Consider the following 13,100-nt stretch of genomic DNA (forward strand, 5'->3'; position numbering starts at 1 on the left):
TCGCGCAATCACATACTTAGCGTTCATCCAACGACGCGCTTCAACGCGCGTCCCATCTTGTCGACAATCTCGTCGAGTTGGCTGTCGGCAAGGTTGAAAGGCGGAGCCAGCAGAATGTGGTCGCCGCTCTTGCCGTCGATGCAGCCACCGGCGGGGTAGGTAATCAATCCTTCCTCGAATCCGGCCTGACGGAACTTGAGCCATTTTTTGTCGGAAGGATCAAAGGCTTGCTTGGTCTCGCGATCGGCCACGAGTTCCAGGCCGATGAAGAGACCGCGCCCGCGAATGTCGCCGATATGGGGATGCTGGCCGAAACTGTCATTGAGACGCGCCCGCAACTTGGCGCTGAGGTCGCGCACCCGCGGCAGGAGATTCTCTTCCTCGAACGCGGTCTGCACGGCCAGAGCCGCCGCGCAAGCGACCGTATGGCCCGCATAAGTGTGACCGTGCTTCAACTGGCCCGATCCTTTTTCGAGGGCACCCACGATCTTGTCGTGGGCGAGGAACGCGCCGATCGGCTGATAGCCCGCCCCCAGCCCCTTTGCCATCGTGAGAATATCCGGCACCACGCCGTCCTCGGCGCAGGCATAGAGATAGCCGGTACGGCCCATGCCGCACATCACTTCATCGAACACCAGCAGCACGCCATAGCGGTCGCAGATCTGGCGCAGCCGCGCGAGATAGCCCGGCACCGGTTCGGCGCAGCCCAGCGATGAACCGGCGATCGGCTCGGCGAAGAAGGCCGCCACATTTTCCGGTCCCTGTTTGAGAATCGCCGCCTCCAGCTCGTCGGCGATGCGGATGCCATATTGCTCGGCGCTCTCGTCGCTGTGGCGCTCGCGATACTCATAGCAGGGCGAGATATGCGTCACCGGCAGCAGCAGCGGCTCATAGGTCTGGCGCCGGTTGAAATCATGGCCGAGAGACAGGGCGCCCAGCGTATTGCCGTGATAGCTCCGCTGTCGCGCGATGAAGTGGCGCCGCGTCGGCTGCCCGATCTCGAGAAAATATTGGCGCGCGAGCTTCATTGCCGCCTCGATCGCCTCCGACCCGCCGGAAACGAAGAAGGCATGATTGAGCCCCGCTGGCGCCTGCGCCGTCAGCTTGTCGGCCAGAGCTTCCATCGCCGGATGCGTGAAAAAGGCTGAATAGGCAAAGGCGATGTCGCCCACCTGCTGCCGCACGGCCTCGATCACCTTCGGGTGGCTGTGGCCGAGGCAGGAAACCGCCGGCCCACCCGACGCGTCGAGATAGCGCTTGCCGGCGCTGTCGATCACATAGGCACCGTCGCCTTTGACGGCGGCGGGCAGCGGGTTGCGCAGGTCGCGATGCAGGACATGGCTCATGATGCGTCGATCTTCTTTTTGATGTGAGGTGTCGGTCAGGATTGGGGAGCAGTGAGGATTTCGCCGATCAGCTTGTCGAAGACCTGCGCCAGCGCCGCTTCGAAGGCGCCGACGATGCCGGGAAGGCCGGCGCCGCTCGCCGGCTGCCGGGCCTCGGCCGAGATCGACTTGACGATCTTGCGTTCCGGCATCTTCACCAGCTTGGCGGTGATGCGCACCAGCGCCTCGCCGCTGCCGCCTGCATAGACGGCTTCGAAATCGCGCAGCTCCGATTGCAGGATATAGTCCGGCTTGAGCCCGGCGGAATCGCGCCCGACGGCGAGCTGCGGGACCACATCCTCGAAGGCTTCAATCAGCTTCGATTGCACCAGGGCCGGTGCCGCGTCCGACCAGACACCTTCGGCGAAATACTCGATGCGGTTGGCGGACCGCGTCAGCGCAATGCGATTGGTGGCAAGGTCCGCACCGGCCTTCGGCTCAGCCACCACCAATTGCCAGTCGAGCGTCGACGGCGCCGAGACGGCACCGACTTTGGGCGACAGAGAATAGAGGTTGAGCGGCTTGTCCACCTCGGGGATCACGTTGCAGGCGGCGAGCAGGCCGGCAGAACCGACGAGCAGTGCGGCGCGCCGGGTGATCGACGTCTTCAATTGGTCCTCGGCCGAATGAGTCACGAATTCGATCATGGCGCTGGCACACCCTTGTTGCGGTCGGAAAGGAAGAAGCGCGCCGGATCGCGCTCCAATTCCTGCGAAATGCGCGCCATCGAGGCGACGAGATCGCGCATCTGGGCGATGAGGTCGGTCGCCTCGTAGAGCGCGGTGCCGGAGAATTGCCGTAAGGGTTCGCGGTTCTCCGCCACCATCGCGTTCATCTGGTCGGACGTTTGCTCGAACGACTTGGCCATCTTCTCGAAAGCATCGACGGCCTTCTGCGCTTCCTTCGCTGCTGGCCCCAGGGTCTTCTGCAGATCGGCGGCGAGCTTGCTGAATTCATCGCCGGCGGTCCCCACGCGGTTCACCGCGGCATCGCTGTCGGCGATCAGCGCGTCGATCTGGGGCCCGCGCTCCTTGAGCCCGGCGGATAGGTCGCGCAGATTGTTGAGCGTATCGGTCAGGGCCTGCTGGTTCTCGCGCGACAGCATGGCGTTGAGGTTGTTGGCGATGCGGTCGATCTTGGCAATGAGGTCCGGCGCCTGGCGGGTGAGGCGTTCCAATGCCGATGCCGCCGCCGGCACTTCGCTGCCCGGCGGCAGCAAAGGCTGCGAGGAGTTGCCGCGCGAGAGCGACATGCCGACACCGCCGGCGATGCTCTGCAGTTCAAGGGTCGCCTGTGAGTCGACGCGGATCGGCGTGCCGTCGCGCACCTGGAAATCGACCCGCGCCAGCCCGCTATCCTCCGGGTCGATGCGGACATCGGTGACGCGGCCGACCGGAATGCCGCCGAAATTCACCGTGCTGTCGACGCGCAATTGCGAGACCGAGCCGGCAAAGCGGGCGTAATAGGAATTGTAGGCGACCTGTCCCTGGAACTTCGCCACCCACAGCACGAAGATGAAGGCGCCCGCCAGGAGCAGCAGCACGAAGCTGCCAACCGCCAGATGTCGCGCTCTCGTTTCCATGACGTCCTTATTCCTTCGTTTTTCAGCCGCCGATACCGGCAGCGCGGGCGCGCGGCCCGTGGAAATATTCCTTGATCCACGGATGCTCGTCCTTCAGATGATCCTGCAGGGTTCCGACGCGGATCTTCCGGTCGATGAGGATAGCGATTCGGTCGCAGATCGCCACCAGAGAGTCGAGGTCATGCGTGATCATGACCACGGTAAGGCCCAGGCTCCGCTGCAGATTCCGGATCAGTTGATCGAACTCGGCGGCGCCGATGGGATCGAGCCCGGCCGTCGGCTCGTCGAGGAAGAGAATATCCGGATCGAGCGCCAGGGCGCGGGCGAGACCCGCGCGCTTTTTCATGCCCCCCGAAAGCTGCGAGGGATATTTGGCGCCCGCTTCCGCCGGCAGGCCGGACAATCTGATCTTGAGGGCCGCCAGCTCGTCCATCAGCTGCGGCGACAGGTCGGTGTGCTCGCGCATCGGCGCCTGCACGTTCTCGGCAACGGTCAGCGAACTGAAGAGCGCACCGTTCTGAAAGAGGACGCCCCAGCGCGCCTCGATCTTCGTCCGCTCGGCATCGCTGATCTGGTCCATGCGCTGCCCGAGGACCGAAATGGTACCGGCCGCCTGCCGGTTGAGGCCGATGATGGTCCGCATCAGGACCGATTTGCCGGTGCCGGAACCGCCGACGACGCCGATCACTTCGCCCCGGCGCACGTCGAGATCGAGCCCGTCATGGAGGACCTGCGCGCCGAACCGGTTCACGATGCCGCGCAGCGAGATAACATTGTCCTGTTTCTGCGCCATCCCGTCAGACCCCGAGATAGGAGAAGAGGATGGAGAACAGCGCGTCGACGATGATCACCAGGAAGATGCCCTCGACCACGGACCGTGTGGTCAGGCGGCCGACGCTCTCGGCGCTGCCGGAGACACGCAGGCCTTCGAAACAACCGATGAGGGCGATGAGGGCCGCGAAGAACGGCGCCTTCACGATGCCGACCCAGAAATGGCTGATCGAAATCGCCTGATTGAGCAGGCTTAGGTACTGGCCGAAGCTGATATCGAGCAGGGCCACGCACATCAGGCCGCCGCCCAGCAGGCCCATCATGTCGGCGAAGAAGGTGAGGAGCGGCAGCGCCACCATCAGCGCCAGCACGCGCGGCACCACCAGCACGTCCATCGGATCAAGGCCGATCGTGCGCAGCGCGTCGACCTCCTCATTGACCTGCATGGTGCCGATCTGGGCCGTGAAGGCCGAGCCCGATCGGCCGGCGACGACGATGGCGGTCAGCAGCACCGCCATTTCGCGGAGAACTGAAATGCCCAGCATGTTGATGGTGAAGGTCTGTGCCCCGAACCGCGCCAGCTGGTCGGCGCCCTGGAAGGCCAGCACCACGCCCACCAGCAGATTGATCATGCCGACGATGGGCAGCGCGTTGAGTCCGGTCTGTTCGAGATGCGCGAAGATCGCGTTCCAGCGCAGCTTCCACGGCATCAAGGTGAGGCGCGCCAGGGCGCTCATCAGGGCACCGAAAAAGGCGACGAGGTCGCGACTCTCGACGAGGATGCTTTCGACCGAGGCGCCCACCTCGGCAATCTTGTCGCCCAGATTCCGGCGCGGCGGCTCGGCGGGGAGGACGTCGCGGGTCTCGATCACGCGCTTCAGAAGCGCGGCGAGGTCTGGATCGCCCTCCTTCGTCTCCACCTTGAATCCGGCCGCGACAAGGGCGTTGCCGTGCCGGCGGATGAGCCAGGCGCCGGACGTGTCCAGCTGGTCGATGGCGGCAAGGTCGATCAGCACCGCCTTGCCCTTGGCCTCCGGCGGGACGCCCAGCTCGTTTGCCAAGCGCGTTGCGTGATCGATGGTCCAGGCCCCGCCGCATGACCAGATGGCCGTGCTGCCGCTGGTGCTGAATTTGACCCAGCCGGGGTCGCTCATGGGTGCCTCAAATGCAAAACGGGCTGCAGTCTAGCAGCCCGTTTCGGCACAGCAATGATGGAACCGGTCGCGCCTCAGATGAAATAGGCCTTCAGCGGATCGAAGCCATTGAAATTGATGGCAGAATAGGTGGTGGTATAGGCCCCGGTCGAATGCAGACGCACGCGGTCACCGGCCTTCAAGTCCAAGGGTAGCCGGTAATTGGCCTTGTCATAGAGGATGTCGGCCGAATCGCAGGTGGGGCCGGCCAGGATGACTGGACCCGTTGCCGTCGCGACCGTATCCAGCGCCTCGACCCGGTAGCGGATCGCTTCGCCTTCGGTCTCAGCCAGACCGCCGAAACGGCCGATATCGAGATAGACCCAGCGGCGCTCCTCGGATTCCGACTTGCGGGAGACGAGCAGAACCTCGGCCTCGATCACGCCGGCATCGGCCACCATGTAGCGGCCGGGCTCGATGATGAGGCGCGGCCAGGTGTCGCCGAAATTATGCGTCAGCGCATCGGCGATCGCCGCGCCATAGGCGTCGATCCCGGCAACGCCCGGCGTGTATTCCGCCGGGAAGCCGCCGCCGAGGTCGATCATGTTGAGGGTCACACCCGCCTTGGCACACCCATCGAACACCGTCTTGGCACTGGCGATGGCGCGGTCCCACTGGGTGGGGTCAAGCTGCTGTGAGCCGACATGGAACGACACGCCGGCGGGCTTCAAGCCCAGCGCCTGCGCCTCGATCAGGAGGTCGGTCGCCATTTCCGGGACGCAGCCGAATTTGCGGTTGAGCGGCCACAGGGCGCCTTCCGCCTCGACGAGGATGCGGCAATAGACTTCCGCACCCGGGGCATGGGCCGCGATTTTGCGCAGTTCCTCGATCGCATCGAAGGCAAAGAGGCGGACACCCGTCTCAAAGGCCCAGGCGATGTCAGCGGGCTTCTTGATCGTGTTGCCGAACGAGATGCGGTCCGGGGTGGCACCGGCGGCAAGGGCCGCGCGGATCTCGCCGGACGAGGCAGTGTCGAAGCTCGAGCCGCCACGGACCAGGCGCTCCAGGATCTGCGGGGCCGGGTTGGCCTTCACGGCATAGAAGATCTCGGCCGCCGGCAGCGCCGTGCGGAGATCGGCGAACTTGCGCTCGACCACGTCCAGGTCGACCACCAGGCAGGGTGTCGCCGGTTTCTCGTCGGCCAGGAATTGAAGGGCGCGTTCCGGTCGGGGGCCGGCATCGTTGGCGATGACCGCCTGGGCCGCCAGCTGCGCGCGCACATGCCCCGCCTTGAGGTCGCGGGCGCTCACTTCCTTCTTCTTGGCTCGAACTGCCGCAATCTTGCTCATCCGCCGCTTCATCCTTCTTCGTTTGGCCGATGCCGGGCGAAAAGCCGCCCAAAAAACGCCGAAAATGAAATCGCCGCGTTGGAAACCCCTGTCTGGAGGGCGAATCCCACGCGGCGAATGCCATCATGGCTGGGCAATAGATAAGAATTGTTTAGCGGGATTTGTCGTTTTTGATGGGCGCCATCGCAGAATTTCTGCGCACCCCAGGCCCCCTCACCCGAAGATTTTTCTGCTTTTTGTCTATTCGGCCTTCAGCTCGCCCGGGTCGATCAGCTCTTTCAGGGGGTAGCCGGCGAACTTCTTGGTCTCAGACATGATGACGTTGGTGGTGACCGAGGCGATGTTGGGATCCTGCTCGATCAAGGCGTGGTGGATCTCGACATACTCGCCGACCGAGCGGCAAACGAAGTGGACGATATAGTCGAAATTGCCCGAGATCTGGTAGCAGGCGATGGCCTGCGGGGTCTCGTCGATCAGCTGTTCGAAGGCGCCCTGCTGGGCGCGGCCGTGCTTGTGGAGCGTCACGAAGCTCAGGATCTCGACATGGTCGGCGACCTTGGCCAAGTCGATGTCGGCGCGGTAGCCCCGGATGATTTTCTGCTTCTCCAGCTGCCTGAGGCGCGTGTGGCAGGGGCTGGCGGAGAGGCCCACCTTGGCGGCGAGTTCCAGATTGCTCATGCGGCCACCGGCCTGCAGGGCCTGGAGGATCTTCACGTCCATCTTGTCCATTCGCTGCGACTTGCGCATGCCCGTGCCCCTTCCGCTTTGACCTTTCCCCACCTGGGTCAATGGCTTATACAGCCAGAAGAAGCCTTCCTGCCACCACCCAACTGTTACAGGGACCGATGGACCTCAAAGCGCATATCCGCCACGTGCCGGACTTCCCGAAACCCGGCATTCTTTTCTATGACATCTCGACCCTCCTCGCCCATGCCGGCGCCTGGCACGAGGCCCTCAATCGCCTGACCGAGATCCTCGGCGCCTACAAGCCGGATGTCCTCATCGGCATCGAATCCCGCGGCTTTCTGGTGGCGGCCCCCTTGGCCGACCGGCTGGGAACGGGCTTCGTCATGGTCCGTAAGCGCGGCAAACTGCCGGGCGAAACGATCCGCCACGCCTATGACCTCGAATACGGGCAGGATGTCATTGAAATCCAGGCCGAGGCGATCAAGCCGGGCCAGCGCGTCATCGTCCTCGACGATCTGCTGGCAACTGGCGGCACTATGGACGCAGCCGTCACCTTGCTCGAAAAGGTGGGCGCCAACGTGGTGGCGATCGGCTGCTTGATCGAGCTCACCTTCCTCAACGGCCGCAAGCGGTTCAAGGCCCCCGTCCACAGCCTGCTCAGCTACGACAGCTGAAGCGCGTCCCGGCGGCGGCTGAGCCACAGCCGTTCCGCCGGTCCCGGGTCAAGGGCCAGGGCCGCATCGTAGGCGGCCCGCGCCGCGACGGCTTGGCCCAGGCGCCGCAACAGATCGGCGCGCACCGCGTGATAGGGCGGGAAGTGCGCCAGAGCCCCACCGTCCAGTCGGTCGATTTCGGCCAACGCCACTTCCGCGCCAGCGACTTCGGCGAGCGCCACCGCTCTATTCAGCCGGACGACTACATCGTCGCGCTGGGCAAGAAGCGCGTCATAGGCCTGCAGCACCTGTGGCCAGGGCGCCGCCTCCGCCAGGCTGCGCCGCGCGCACCATAGTCCGTGGATCTGCGCCTGCAGCATGCGCGGGCTGGGCGCGGCGGCATCGGTCCGCGCCAGATAGCGGCGGGCCTCGTCGATGAGCGGACGATGCCAATCCAGCGGGTCCTGCTCGGCCAGCGGGATCATGGCGCCGTCATCGGCCAGCCGCGCCGGGCGCCTGGCCTCGGCAAAGCGAATTGTAGCGGCGAGGGCCAGCACATCCGGCTCGCGCGGCAACAGATCGGCGAGAAGCCGGGTCAGGTCCAGCATCTCGGTGGCAAAGCCGGCATGTGGACCGGCGCCTGCCGCATCCTCATGCGCCTTCGAATAGGCGATCTCCAGTGTGGTGAGGACAGCATCGAGCCGCTCCGGCCAGTGCTCCGGGGCCGGCAGTTCGAACGAAATGCCGGCTTCGGCGATCTTGCGCTTGGCCCGGACCAGGCGTTGCGCCAGCGTGGGCTCGCTCACCAGGAAAGCGCGTGCGATCGCCGGTGTGGCAAGCCCGCAGACCAGCTTCAAGGTGAGTGCCGCGCGGGCATCGACGGCGACCGCCGGATGGCAGCAGATGAAGATGAGGCGCAGCCTTTCATCGGGTATCAGCATGCGGTCATCCGTGAGCAAATCTTCCGCATTGGGCGCGGGATCGGCCATGTCCGGGGCATCTGCCGTTTCGTGCCGGCGTTTGCGCAAGGCATCCAGCAGACAACGCTCGGCGACGCGGTAAAGCCAGGCCGCAGGATCTTTCGGCAGGCCCCGCTCCGGCCAATGGCGGGCCGCGCGCAGGCTTGCCTCGGCAAGCGCTTCCTCGGCCAGATCGAGATTGCGGTAGCGCACGGCGAGCGCCGCGACGATGCGGCCGCCCGCTTCGCGCACCGCGGCGTCAAGCGACGGGCTTGGCATCCGCCGTCAGCAGCGGCCGGATTTCAACCGCGCCATCCTTCAAAAGCGGCAGCTTGCGCGCAATGGCGATCGCCGCATCGAGGTCCGGCACATCGATGAGGTAGAAGCCGCCCAGCTGCTCCTTGGTTTCGGCGAAGGGGCCATCATGGACGATCTGCTTGCCGCCGTCGGTGCGGATCGTCGTGGCAGTCGCAACGCCGTTGAGGCCGGCACCGCCGATATGGTGCGCCTTGATCTCCTGCTGGAACGCCATGTGGCGCTTCAAGACCTCAGGGTCGGGCCGGCGATCGCCGTATTGGGCTTCGTTCTCAAAGACCATCAGCATGTATTTCATAGGTTTAGCCCCTCCTGCGGGCCGCCGGGGACCGGCCCATTGCCCGTCCCTTCCCCTAAGAGACGCGCGAGCAAACCGGATTTCGACAGCAGACCCAACTTTTTTCAAACCGCCAAGCGCCGAGCCAGAGCCAGGAGTGCCCGGTCGCGCCCGTGGCGGGCAATGAGCGAGATGCCGACCGGGGTGCCACCGACCCGCGCCCCCGGCAAGGTAACTTGTGGCAAGCGGGCAAGACCGGCGATGCAGGTCAAGCTCAGCGTCCGGTCGCGGAAACCCGCGGAATCAGAGGCACTCATGGATTTGAGCGGCGCGATATCGGCCGCGGTCGGGATGAGCAGGATGCCGCCCTCGGCCAGCATGTCATCAAGACGCCGCGTGATCAGGTGGCGCAATTCCGCCTCGCCGGTATCGGTCTTGGCCGCTGCCTCGCGCGACATGGCAAATCGCTCGGCGATCTCGGGGCCGAACTGCGGTTTTTCGCGCTCGATCCAGGCGCCATGTTCGGCCCAGATCTCGCGCATCTGCAGGAAGCGGAAGGCGGCGCGCCAAGCAGAGAGACCACCGCAATCGGCGGCGAGCGTCATGTCCACACTGGGCCCGATCGCGGCAATGATGCGATCCCGCACAGGATCGAGCGCCGCCGCCACCGCCGGATCGGCCAGCGCCCAGGCATCGCGGGCAACGAAAACTTCACCGAAGGGCGCATCCTCGCCGGTATCGGGCGGCAGCAGCACGTCGCCAACCTTTGCCAGCACATCGACTTCGCGCGCAAACCAGCCGACCGTATCGTGACTCTTGGACAGCACCATGACACCGCGATCGTCGACACTGCCGTGACTGGGGCGGATGCCGAAGATGCCGTTGAGGGCCGCCGGGATGCGGACCGAGCCGCCGGTATCGGTGCCGAGCGCGAAGTCGCAGGCAGCACCGGCAACTGCCGAGGCGGAGCCGGCGGAAGACCCGCCCGGAATGCGATCGGGTGCGGTCGAGTTCAACGGCGTGCCATAATGGAAGTTCTGGCCGTTGAGGCTGAAGGCCAGTTCGTCGGTGATCGTCTTGCCGATGGCGCAGGCCCCGGCCGCGAGCAATTTTTCCACCGCAGCAGCGTGGCGCGGTGCCGGCTGGTGCGACCGCAGCCAATCCGGATTGCCGCAGCCGGTCACGCGACCGGCAACATCGAACAGATCCTTGATGGCGAAAGTCAGCCCGTCGAGCGGACCGGATGCAGTGGGTTCAAGCGCGAAATCGCCGCCGGGCGCCAGTGCGCCAAGCTCCTTCAGGCGCCGGACTGCGTCAGGTTTCGGTGCCGTCGCTTGGTTCATCGTCCCCATCCTTGGGCTTTTGTGGCGGTTCGTCCTCGGGATGCAAACGGCGGATGATGATATCGCCATTGGGCAGCACCTCGGGCGCCGCATATTGCGGGATTGTCTTCAGCAACAGATCGAGCGCTTGCAAAATCTTGGCCAAACCTTCGTCCGCCAGTCGCTCAGCATCGTCCGTCGATTGGGCGGCGGCCGGGGAAATCAGCGAAGCGGCAAAGAGAATGGCGATGACGATCTGGCGCATGTCCCGGCCCTCGACAATTGGTCGGGGCCGAGACTAGCACGCGATGGCTCAGCGCCTTTGTAAATAAATATTGAGCGCACCGAGGAAGCGGTCGATCTCACCCGGCGTGTTGTAATGTGTCGGCCCCACGCGCACGACGCCGCCCTTGTCGATGAGACCGAGGCGCGTCACCGGCTCGACGCCGTAATTATGGCCGTCCCAAACATAGATGCCCTGGCCGGCCATGAACTTGGCGATCTCGGTCGGATCGCAATTGTCCATCGCAAAGGAAACCGTGGGCACGCGGCGCGCGAAGGATTTGCGGTCGGTGATCCCGAGGATGCGGATGTTCTTCACCTGCTCGAGGCCGCTGATGAGCCGGTCGGCAAGGCCGTGATCATGGCGCAGCATCGCCTCGACGCCGGCGACGATACGCTGGCGCCGGGTGAGCTTCGGATCGGTCGCCCCACCAAAATTCTTGCCCAGCCATTCGTAATATTCGACGGCACCCATGATACCGGCGAGCTCTTCGCGGTTGGTGGTGCCGGTCACGAATTTCGACGGCAGCTCCTCGGTCGCGGCACGGACCTTGTAGGCATTGAGATTCTGCAGGAGTTCATGGCGACCCCAGAGCAGGCCGTAATGGGGCCCGTAGAATTTATAGGCCGAGCAGACGAGGAAATCGCAGCCGATATCCTGGACGTCGATGACGCCATGCGGGGCGAACTGGACGGCATCGACATAGACCAGTGCCTTGCCGTTGCTGGCAGCCTTCGCCGCCGCGGCAATCGCCTTCACATTGTTGATCGTGCCGGTGACGTTGCTGGCATAGCCGACCGCCACCACGCGCGTGCGGTCGGTCACCACCTTGCTCACCTGGGCGAGATCGAATTCGAACGTCTCCGGGCTGAAGTCGAGCCATTTGACCTTGAGGCCGCGCTCTTCCGCCATGATCAGCCAGGGTGTGACGTTGCCGTCATGGTCCATGCGCGAGACGACGATCTCGTCACCTTCCTTGAAGGTACGCCCCAGCGTGCGCGACATCATGAAGGTCAGCGTCGTCATGTTCTGGCCGAAGACGATTTCCTCGACGCTCGCGGCGTTGATGAAATCCTTGGCCGCCTCATGCGCATCGTCGACCAGCTTGCCGGCGAGGATCGAGGTTTCGAACTGGCCACCGAGATTGGCGTTGACCTCAGTCATCGCCCAGACCATGCGGTCGATCGACTGCTTGGCCATCTGGGTGCCGGCGGGATTGTCGAAGAAGACGGCCGGTTCGCCGTTCTGCTGGCGCTTCAGGCCGGGGAATTGCGCGCGGATGGCGGCAACATCGTAAGTCATGGGATCAGGCTCCGGATGGATCGAGGAATCAGCGGCCGCTTTGGTGGCGCGCTTCGAAGATGAAACCGAGGAAGTTCATTAGCAATTGCGCGGCCAGAAAACCAGTGATGCCGGTCGGATCATAGGCGGGCGCCACTTCGACCAGATCCATGCCGACCACCCGGCCTTGCCTGGTGAGGCCCTGGAGGATTTCCAGCACCTCGTAATAGAGGAAGCCGCCGTGGCTGGGTGTACCGGTCCCCGGCGCGATCGAGGGATCGAACCCGTCGATGTCGATGGTGACGTAATAGCGGGCACCCTTGGGGATGAGGTCAAGGACGCCTTGCGTCCCCAGCTTTCGCACGTGACGCACCGACAGGATCTTGGAACCGAAATTCTGCGCCGCCTCGTAATCCGACCGGTTGGAAGAGGAGACGTTGCGGATGCCAAGCTGGGTCATGCTGGTGACATGGCCCGTCTCCGACGCGCGGCGCAGCGGATTGCCGTGGCCGTAGCGGACACCGTGACGCTCGTCGACAAAATCGAGATGGGCGTCGAAATGGACGATATGGACCGGCTCCTGGCCGGCGAATGCCTCGATCACCGGGGCATGGACCGCATGGTCGCCACCGAGAATGACCGGGAGCGCCCCCGATCTCAGGATCTTGCGCACGGCATAGCGCGTGTTCTCGTGGCTCTTCACCGTATCGGTATGGACGATGTCGGCATCGCCCATATCGACGATCTTCACCCGGTCGGTCGGCAGGTAGACCGTGTCGTCCTCGAAATCATAGGCGCCGCCATGACCGAAGGAGAACAGGGTCGACGCCTCGCGGATGGCGCGCGGGCCGAAGCGGGCACCGGAGCGGTATTGCGTGCCCATGTCATAGGGAACGCCGAGCACCGCAACATCGGCATTGATATTGTCCCAATCGGTGCAGATCGGTTGCTTGGCGAACGTGCAGTGACCGACGAAGGGGAGATTGAGACGGCCGGTTTCGTAGGCGTTCTGGCTCATGGCGCGAATTCCTTGGCTGAAGGCTGGAGGCAGGGGATGAGGCTCGCACAGCTTTACAATCGGAATAAAGGCGGGATAATGGGCG

The 13,100-nt window shown here is 64.4% G+C and carries 14 protein-coding genes; 1 reads left to right on the plus strand and 13 read right to left on the minus strand.

The window, feature by feature from the left end; all coding sequences use genetic code 11:
• Positions 1 to 23: 23 nt before the first annotated feature.
• The 7 genes from ACE3PP_RS01520 to ACE3PP_RS01550 form a co-directional block, all read right to left on the minus strand.
• Positions 24 to 1,346: an aspartate aminotransferase family protein gene (locus tag ACE3PP_RS01520; protein ID WP_374377409.1), complete on the minus strand. Its 1,323-nt coding sequence runs from the start codon at positions 1,344 to 1,346 to the stop codon at positions 24 to 26.
• Between the two features lie 35 nt (positions 1,347 to 1,381).
• Positions 1,382 to 2,032 carry an ABC-type transport auxiliary lipoprotein family protein gene (locus ACE3PP_RS01525; RefSeq protein ID WP_374377410.1) on the minus strand — a complete coding sequence of 217 codons (651 nt, stop codon included), beginning with the start codon at positions 2,030 to 2,032 and terminating at the stop codon, positions 1,382 to 1,384.
• Positions 2,029 to 2,967 carry an MlaD family protein gene (locus tag ACE3PP_RS01530; protein ID WP_374377411.1) on the minus strand — a complete coding sequence of 313 codons (939 nt, stop codon included), beginning with the start codon at positions 2,965 to 2,967 and terminating at the stop codon, positions 2,029 to 2,031. The genes ACE3PP_RS01525 and ACE3PP_RS01530 overlap by 4 nt, the downstream gene beginning before the upstream one ends.
• Positions 2,968 to 2,989: 22 nt before the next feature.
• Entirely contained in the window at positions 2,990 to 3,760 is a 771-nt protein-coding gene (locus ACE3PP_RS01535; RefSeq protein ID WP_374377412.1) for an ABC transporter ATP-binding protein, read from the minus strand.
• A 4-nt stretch (positions 3,761 to 3,764) separates the two neighbouring features.
• Entirely contained in the window at positions 3,765 to 4,892 is a 1,128-nt protein-coding gene (locus ACE3PP_RS01540; RefSeq protein WP_374377413.1) for an MlaE family ABC transporter permease, read from the minus strand.
• Positions 4,893 to 4,966: 74 nt separating this feature from the next.
• Complete coding sequence (locus ACE3PP_RS01545; protein WP_374377414.1) at positions 4,967 to 6,220, minus strand: type III PLP-dependent enzyme; 1,254 nt, start codon at positions 6,218 to 6,220, stop codon at positions 4,967 to 4,969.
• Between the two features lie 240 nt (positions 6,221 to 6,460).
• A complete protein-coding gene (locus ACE3PP_RS01550; protein ID WP_374377415.1) occupies positions 6,461 to 6,967 on the minus strand; it encodes an Lrp/AsnC family transcriptional regulator in 507 nt (168 codons plus the stop codon).
• Between the two features lie 98 nt (positions 6,968 to 7,065).
• On the opposite strand from ACE3PP_RS01550, the gene ACE3PP_RS01555 reads away from it, so the two are divergent.
• Complete coding sequence (locus ACE3PP_RS01555) at positions 7,066 to 7,581, plus strand: adenine phosphoribosyltransferase (protein WP_374377416.1); 516 nt, start codon at positions 7,066 to 7,068, stop codon at positions 7,579 to 7,581.
• Here the strand turns inward: ACE3PP_RS01555 and ACE3PP_RS01560 are convergent.
• From ACE3PP_RS01560 to speB, 6 genes are all read right to left on the minus strand, one after another.
• Positions 7,569 to 8,798: an RNA polymerase sigma factor gene (locus tag ACE3PP_RS01560; protein ID WP_374377417.1), complete on the minus strand. Its 1,230-nt coding sequence runs from the start codon at positions 8,796 to 8,798 to the stop codon at positions 7,569 to 7,571. The two genes, ACE3PP_RS01555 and ACE3PP_RS01560, sit on opposite strands and share 13 nt — an antisense overlap.
• Positions 8,779 to 9,132, minus strand: a complete 354-nt coding sequence (locus tag ACE3PP_RS01565) for a YciI family protein (protein WP_374377418.1) — start codon at positions 9,130 to 9,132, stop codon at positions 8,779 to 8,781. Before ACE3PP_RS01565 ends, ACE3PP_RS01560 begins: the two co-directional genes overlap by 20 nt.
• A 104-nt stretch (positions 9,133 to 9,236) precedes the next feature.
• Positions 9,237 to 10,454 carry an amidase gene (locus ACE3PP_RS01570; protein ID WP_374377419.1) on the minus strand — a complete coding sequence of 406 codons (1,218 nt, stop codon included), beginning with the start codon at positions 10,452 to 10,454 and terminating at the stop codon, positions 9,237 to 9,239.
• Entirely contained in the window at positions 10,426 to 10,698 is a 273-nt protein-coding gene (locus tag ACE3PP_RS01575) for a hypothetical protein (protein ID WP_374377420.1), read from the minus strand. The genes ACE3PP_RS01570 and ACE3PP_RS01575 overlap by 29 nt, the downstream gene beginning before the upstream one ends.
• A gap of 48 nt (positions 10,699 to 10,746) precedes the next feature.
• Positions 10,747 to 12,018, minus strand: coding sequence for a cysteine desulfurase-like protein (locus ACE3PP_RS01580; protein WP_374377421.1), 1,272 nt, complete (start codon positions 12,016 to 12,018; stop codon positions 10,747 to 10,749).
• 28 nt (positions 12,019 to 12,046) lie between these two features.
• Positions 12,047 to 13,015, minus strand: coding sequence for an agmatinase (gene speB / locus ACE3PP_RS01585; RefSeq protein ID WP_374377422.1), 969 nt, complete (start codon positions 13,013 to 13,015; stop codon positions 12,047 to 12,049).
• Positions 13,016 to 13,100: the final 85 nt, after the last annotated feature.

This window comes from Dongia sp. (assembly GCF_041910485.1).
In the GTDB taxonomy this organism is placed as follows: domain Bacteria; phylum Pseudomonadota; class Alphaproteobacteria; order Dongiales; family Dongiaceae; genus Dongia.

Coding starts and splice junctions, on each gene's coding strand:
- ACE3PP_RS01520 (WP_374377409.1), bottom strand. CDS start 1,346: ATGAGCCATGTCCTGCATCGCGACCTGCGCAACCCGCTGCCCGCCGCC.
- ACE3PP_RS01525 (WP_374377410.1), bottom strand. CDS start 2,032: ATGATCGAATTCGTGACTCATTCGGCCGAGGACCAATTGAAGACGTCG.
- ACE3PP_RS01530 (WP_374377411.1), bottom strand. CDS start 2,967: ATGGAAACGAGAGCGCGACATCTGGCGGTTGGCAGCTTCGTGCTGCTG.
- ACE3PP_RS01535 (WP_374377412.1), bottom strand. CDS start 3,760: ATGGCGCAGAAACAGGACAATGTTATCTCGCTGCGCGGCATCGTGAAC.
- ACE3PP_RS01540 (WP_374377413.1), bottom strand. CDS start 4,892: ATGAGCGACCCCGGCTGGGTCAAATTCAGCACCAGCGGCAGCACGGCC.
- ACE3PP_RS01545 (WP_374377414.1), bottom strand. CDS start 6,220: ATGAGCAAGATTGCGGCAGTTCGAGCCAAGAAGAAGGAAGTGAGCGCC.
- ACE3PP_RS01550 (WP_374377415.1), bottom strand. CDS start 6,967: ATGCGCAAGTCGCAGCGAATGGACAAGATGGACGTGAAGATCCTCCAG.
- ACE3PP_RS01555 (WP_374377416.1), top strand. CDS start 7,066: ATGGACCTCAAAGCGCATATCCGCCACGTGCCGGACTTCCCGAAACCC.
- ACE3PP_RS01560 (WP_374377417.1), bottom strand. CDS start 8,798: ATGCCAAGCCCGTCGCTTGACGCCGCGGTGCGCGAAGCGGGCGGCCGC.
- ACE3PP_RS01565 (WP_374377418.1), bottom strand. CDS start 9,132: ATGAAATACATGCTGATGGTCTTTGAGAACGAAGCCCAATACGGCGAT.
- ACE3PP_RS01570 (WP_374377419.1), bottom strand. CDS start 10,454: ATGAACCAAGCGACGGCACCGAAACCTGACGCAGTCCGGCGCCTGAAG.
- ACE3PP_RS01575 (WP_374377420.1), bottom strand. CDS start 10,698: ATGCGCCAGATCGTCATCGCCATTCTCTTTGCCGCTTCGCTGATTTCC.
- ACE3PP_RS01580 (WP_374377421.1), bottom strand. CDS start 12,018: ATGACTTACGATGTTGCCGCCATCCGCGCGCAATTCCCCGGCCTGAAG.
- speB (WP_374377422.1), bottom strand. CDS start 13,015: ATGAGCCAGAACGCCTACGAAACCGGCCGTCTCAATCTCCCCTTCGTC.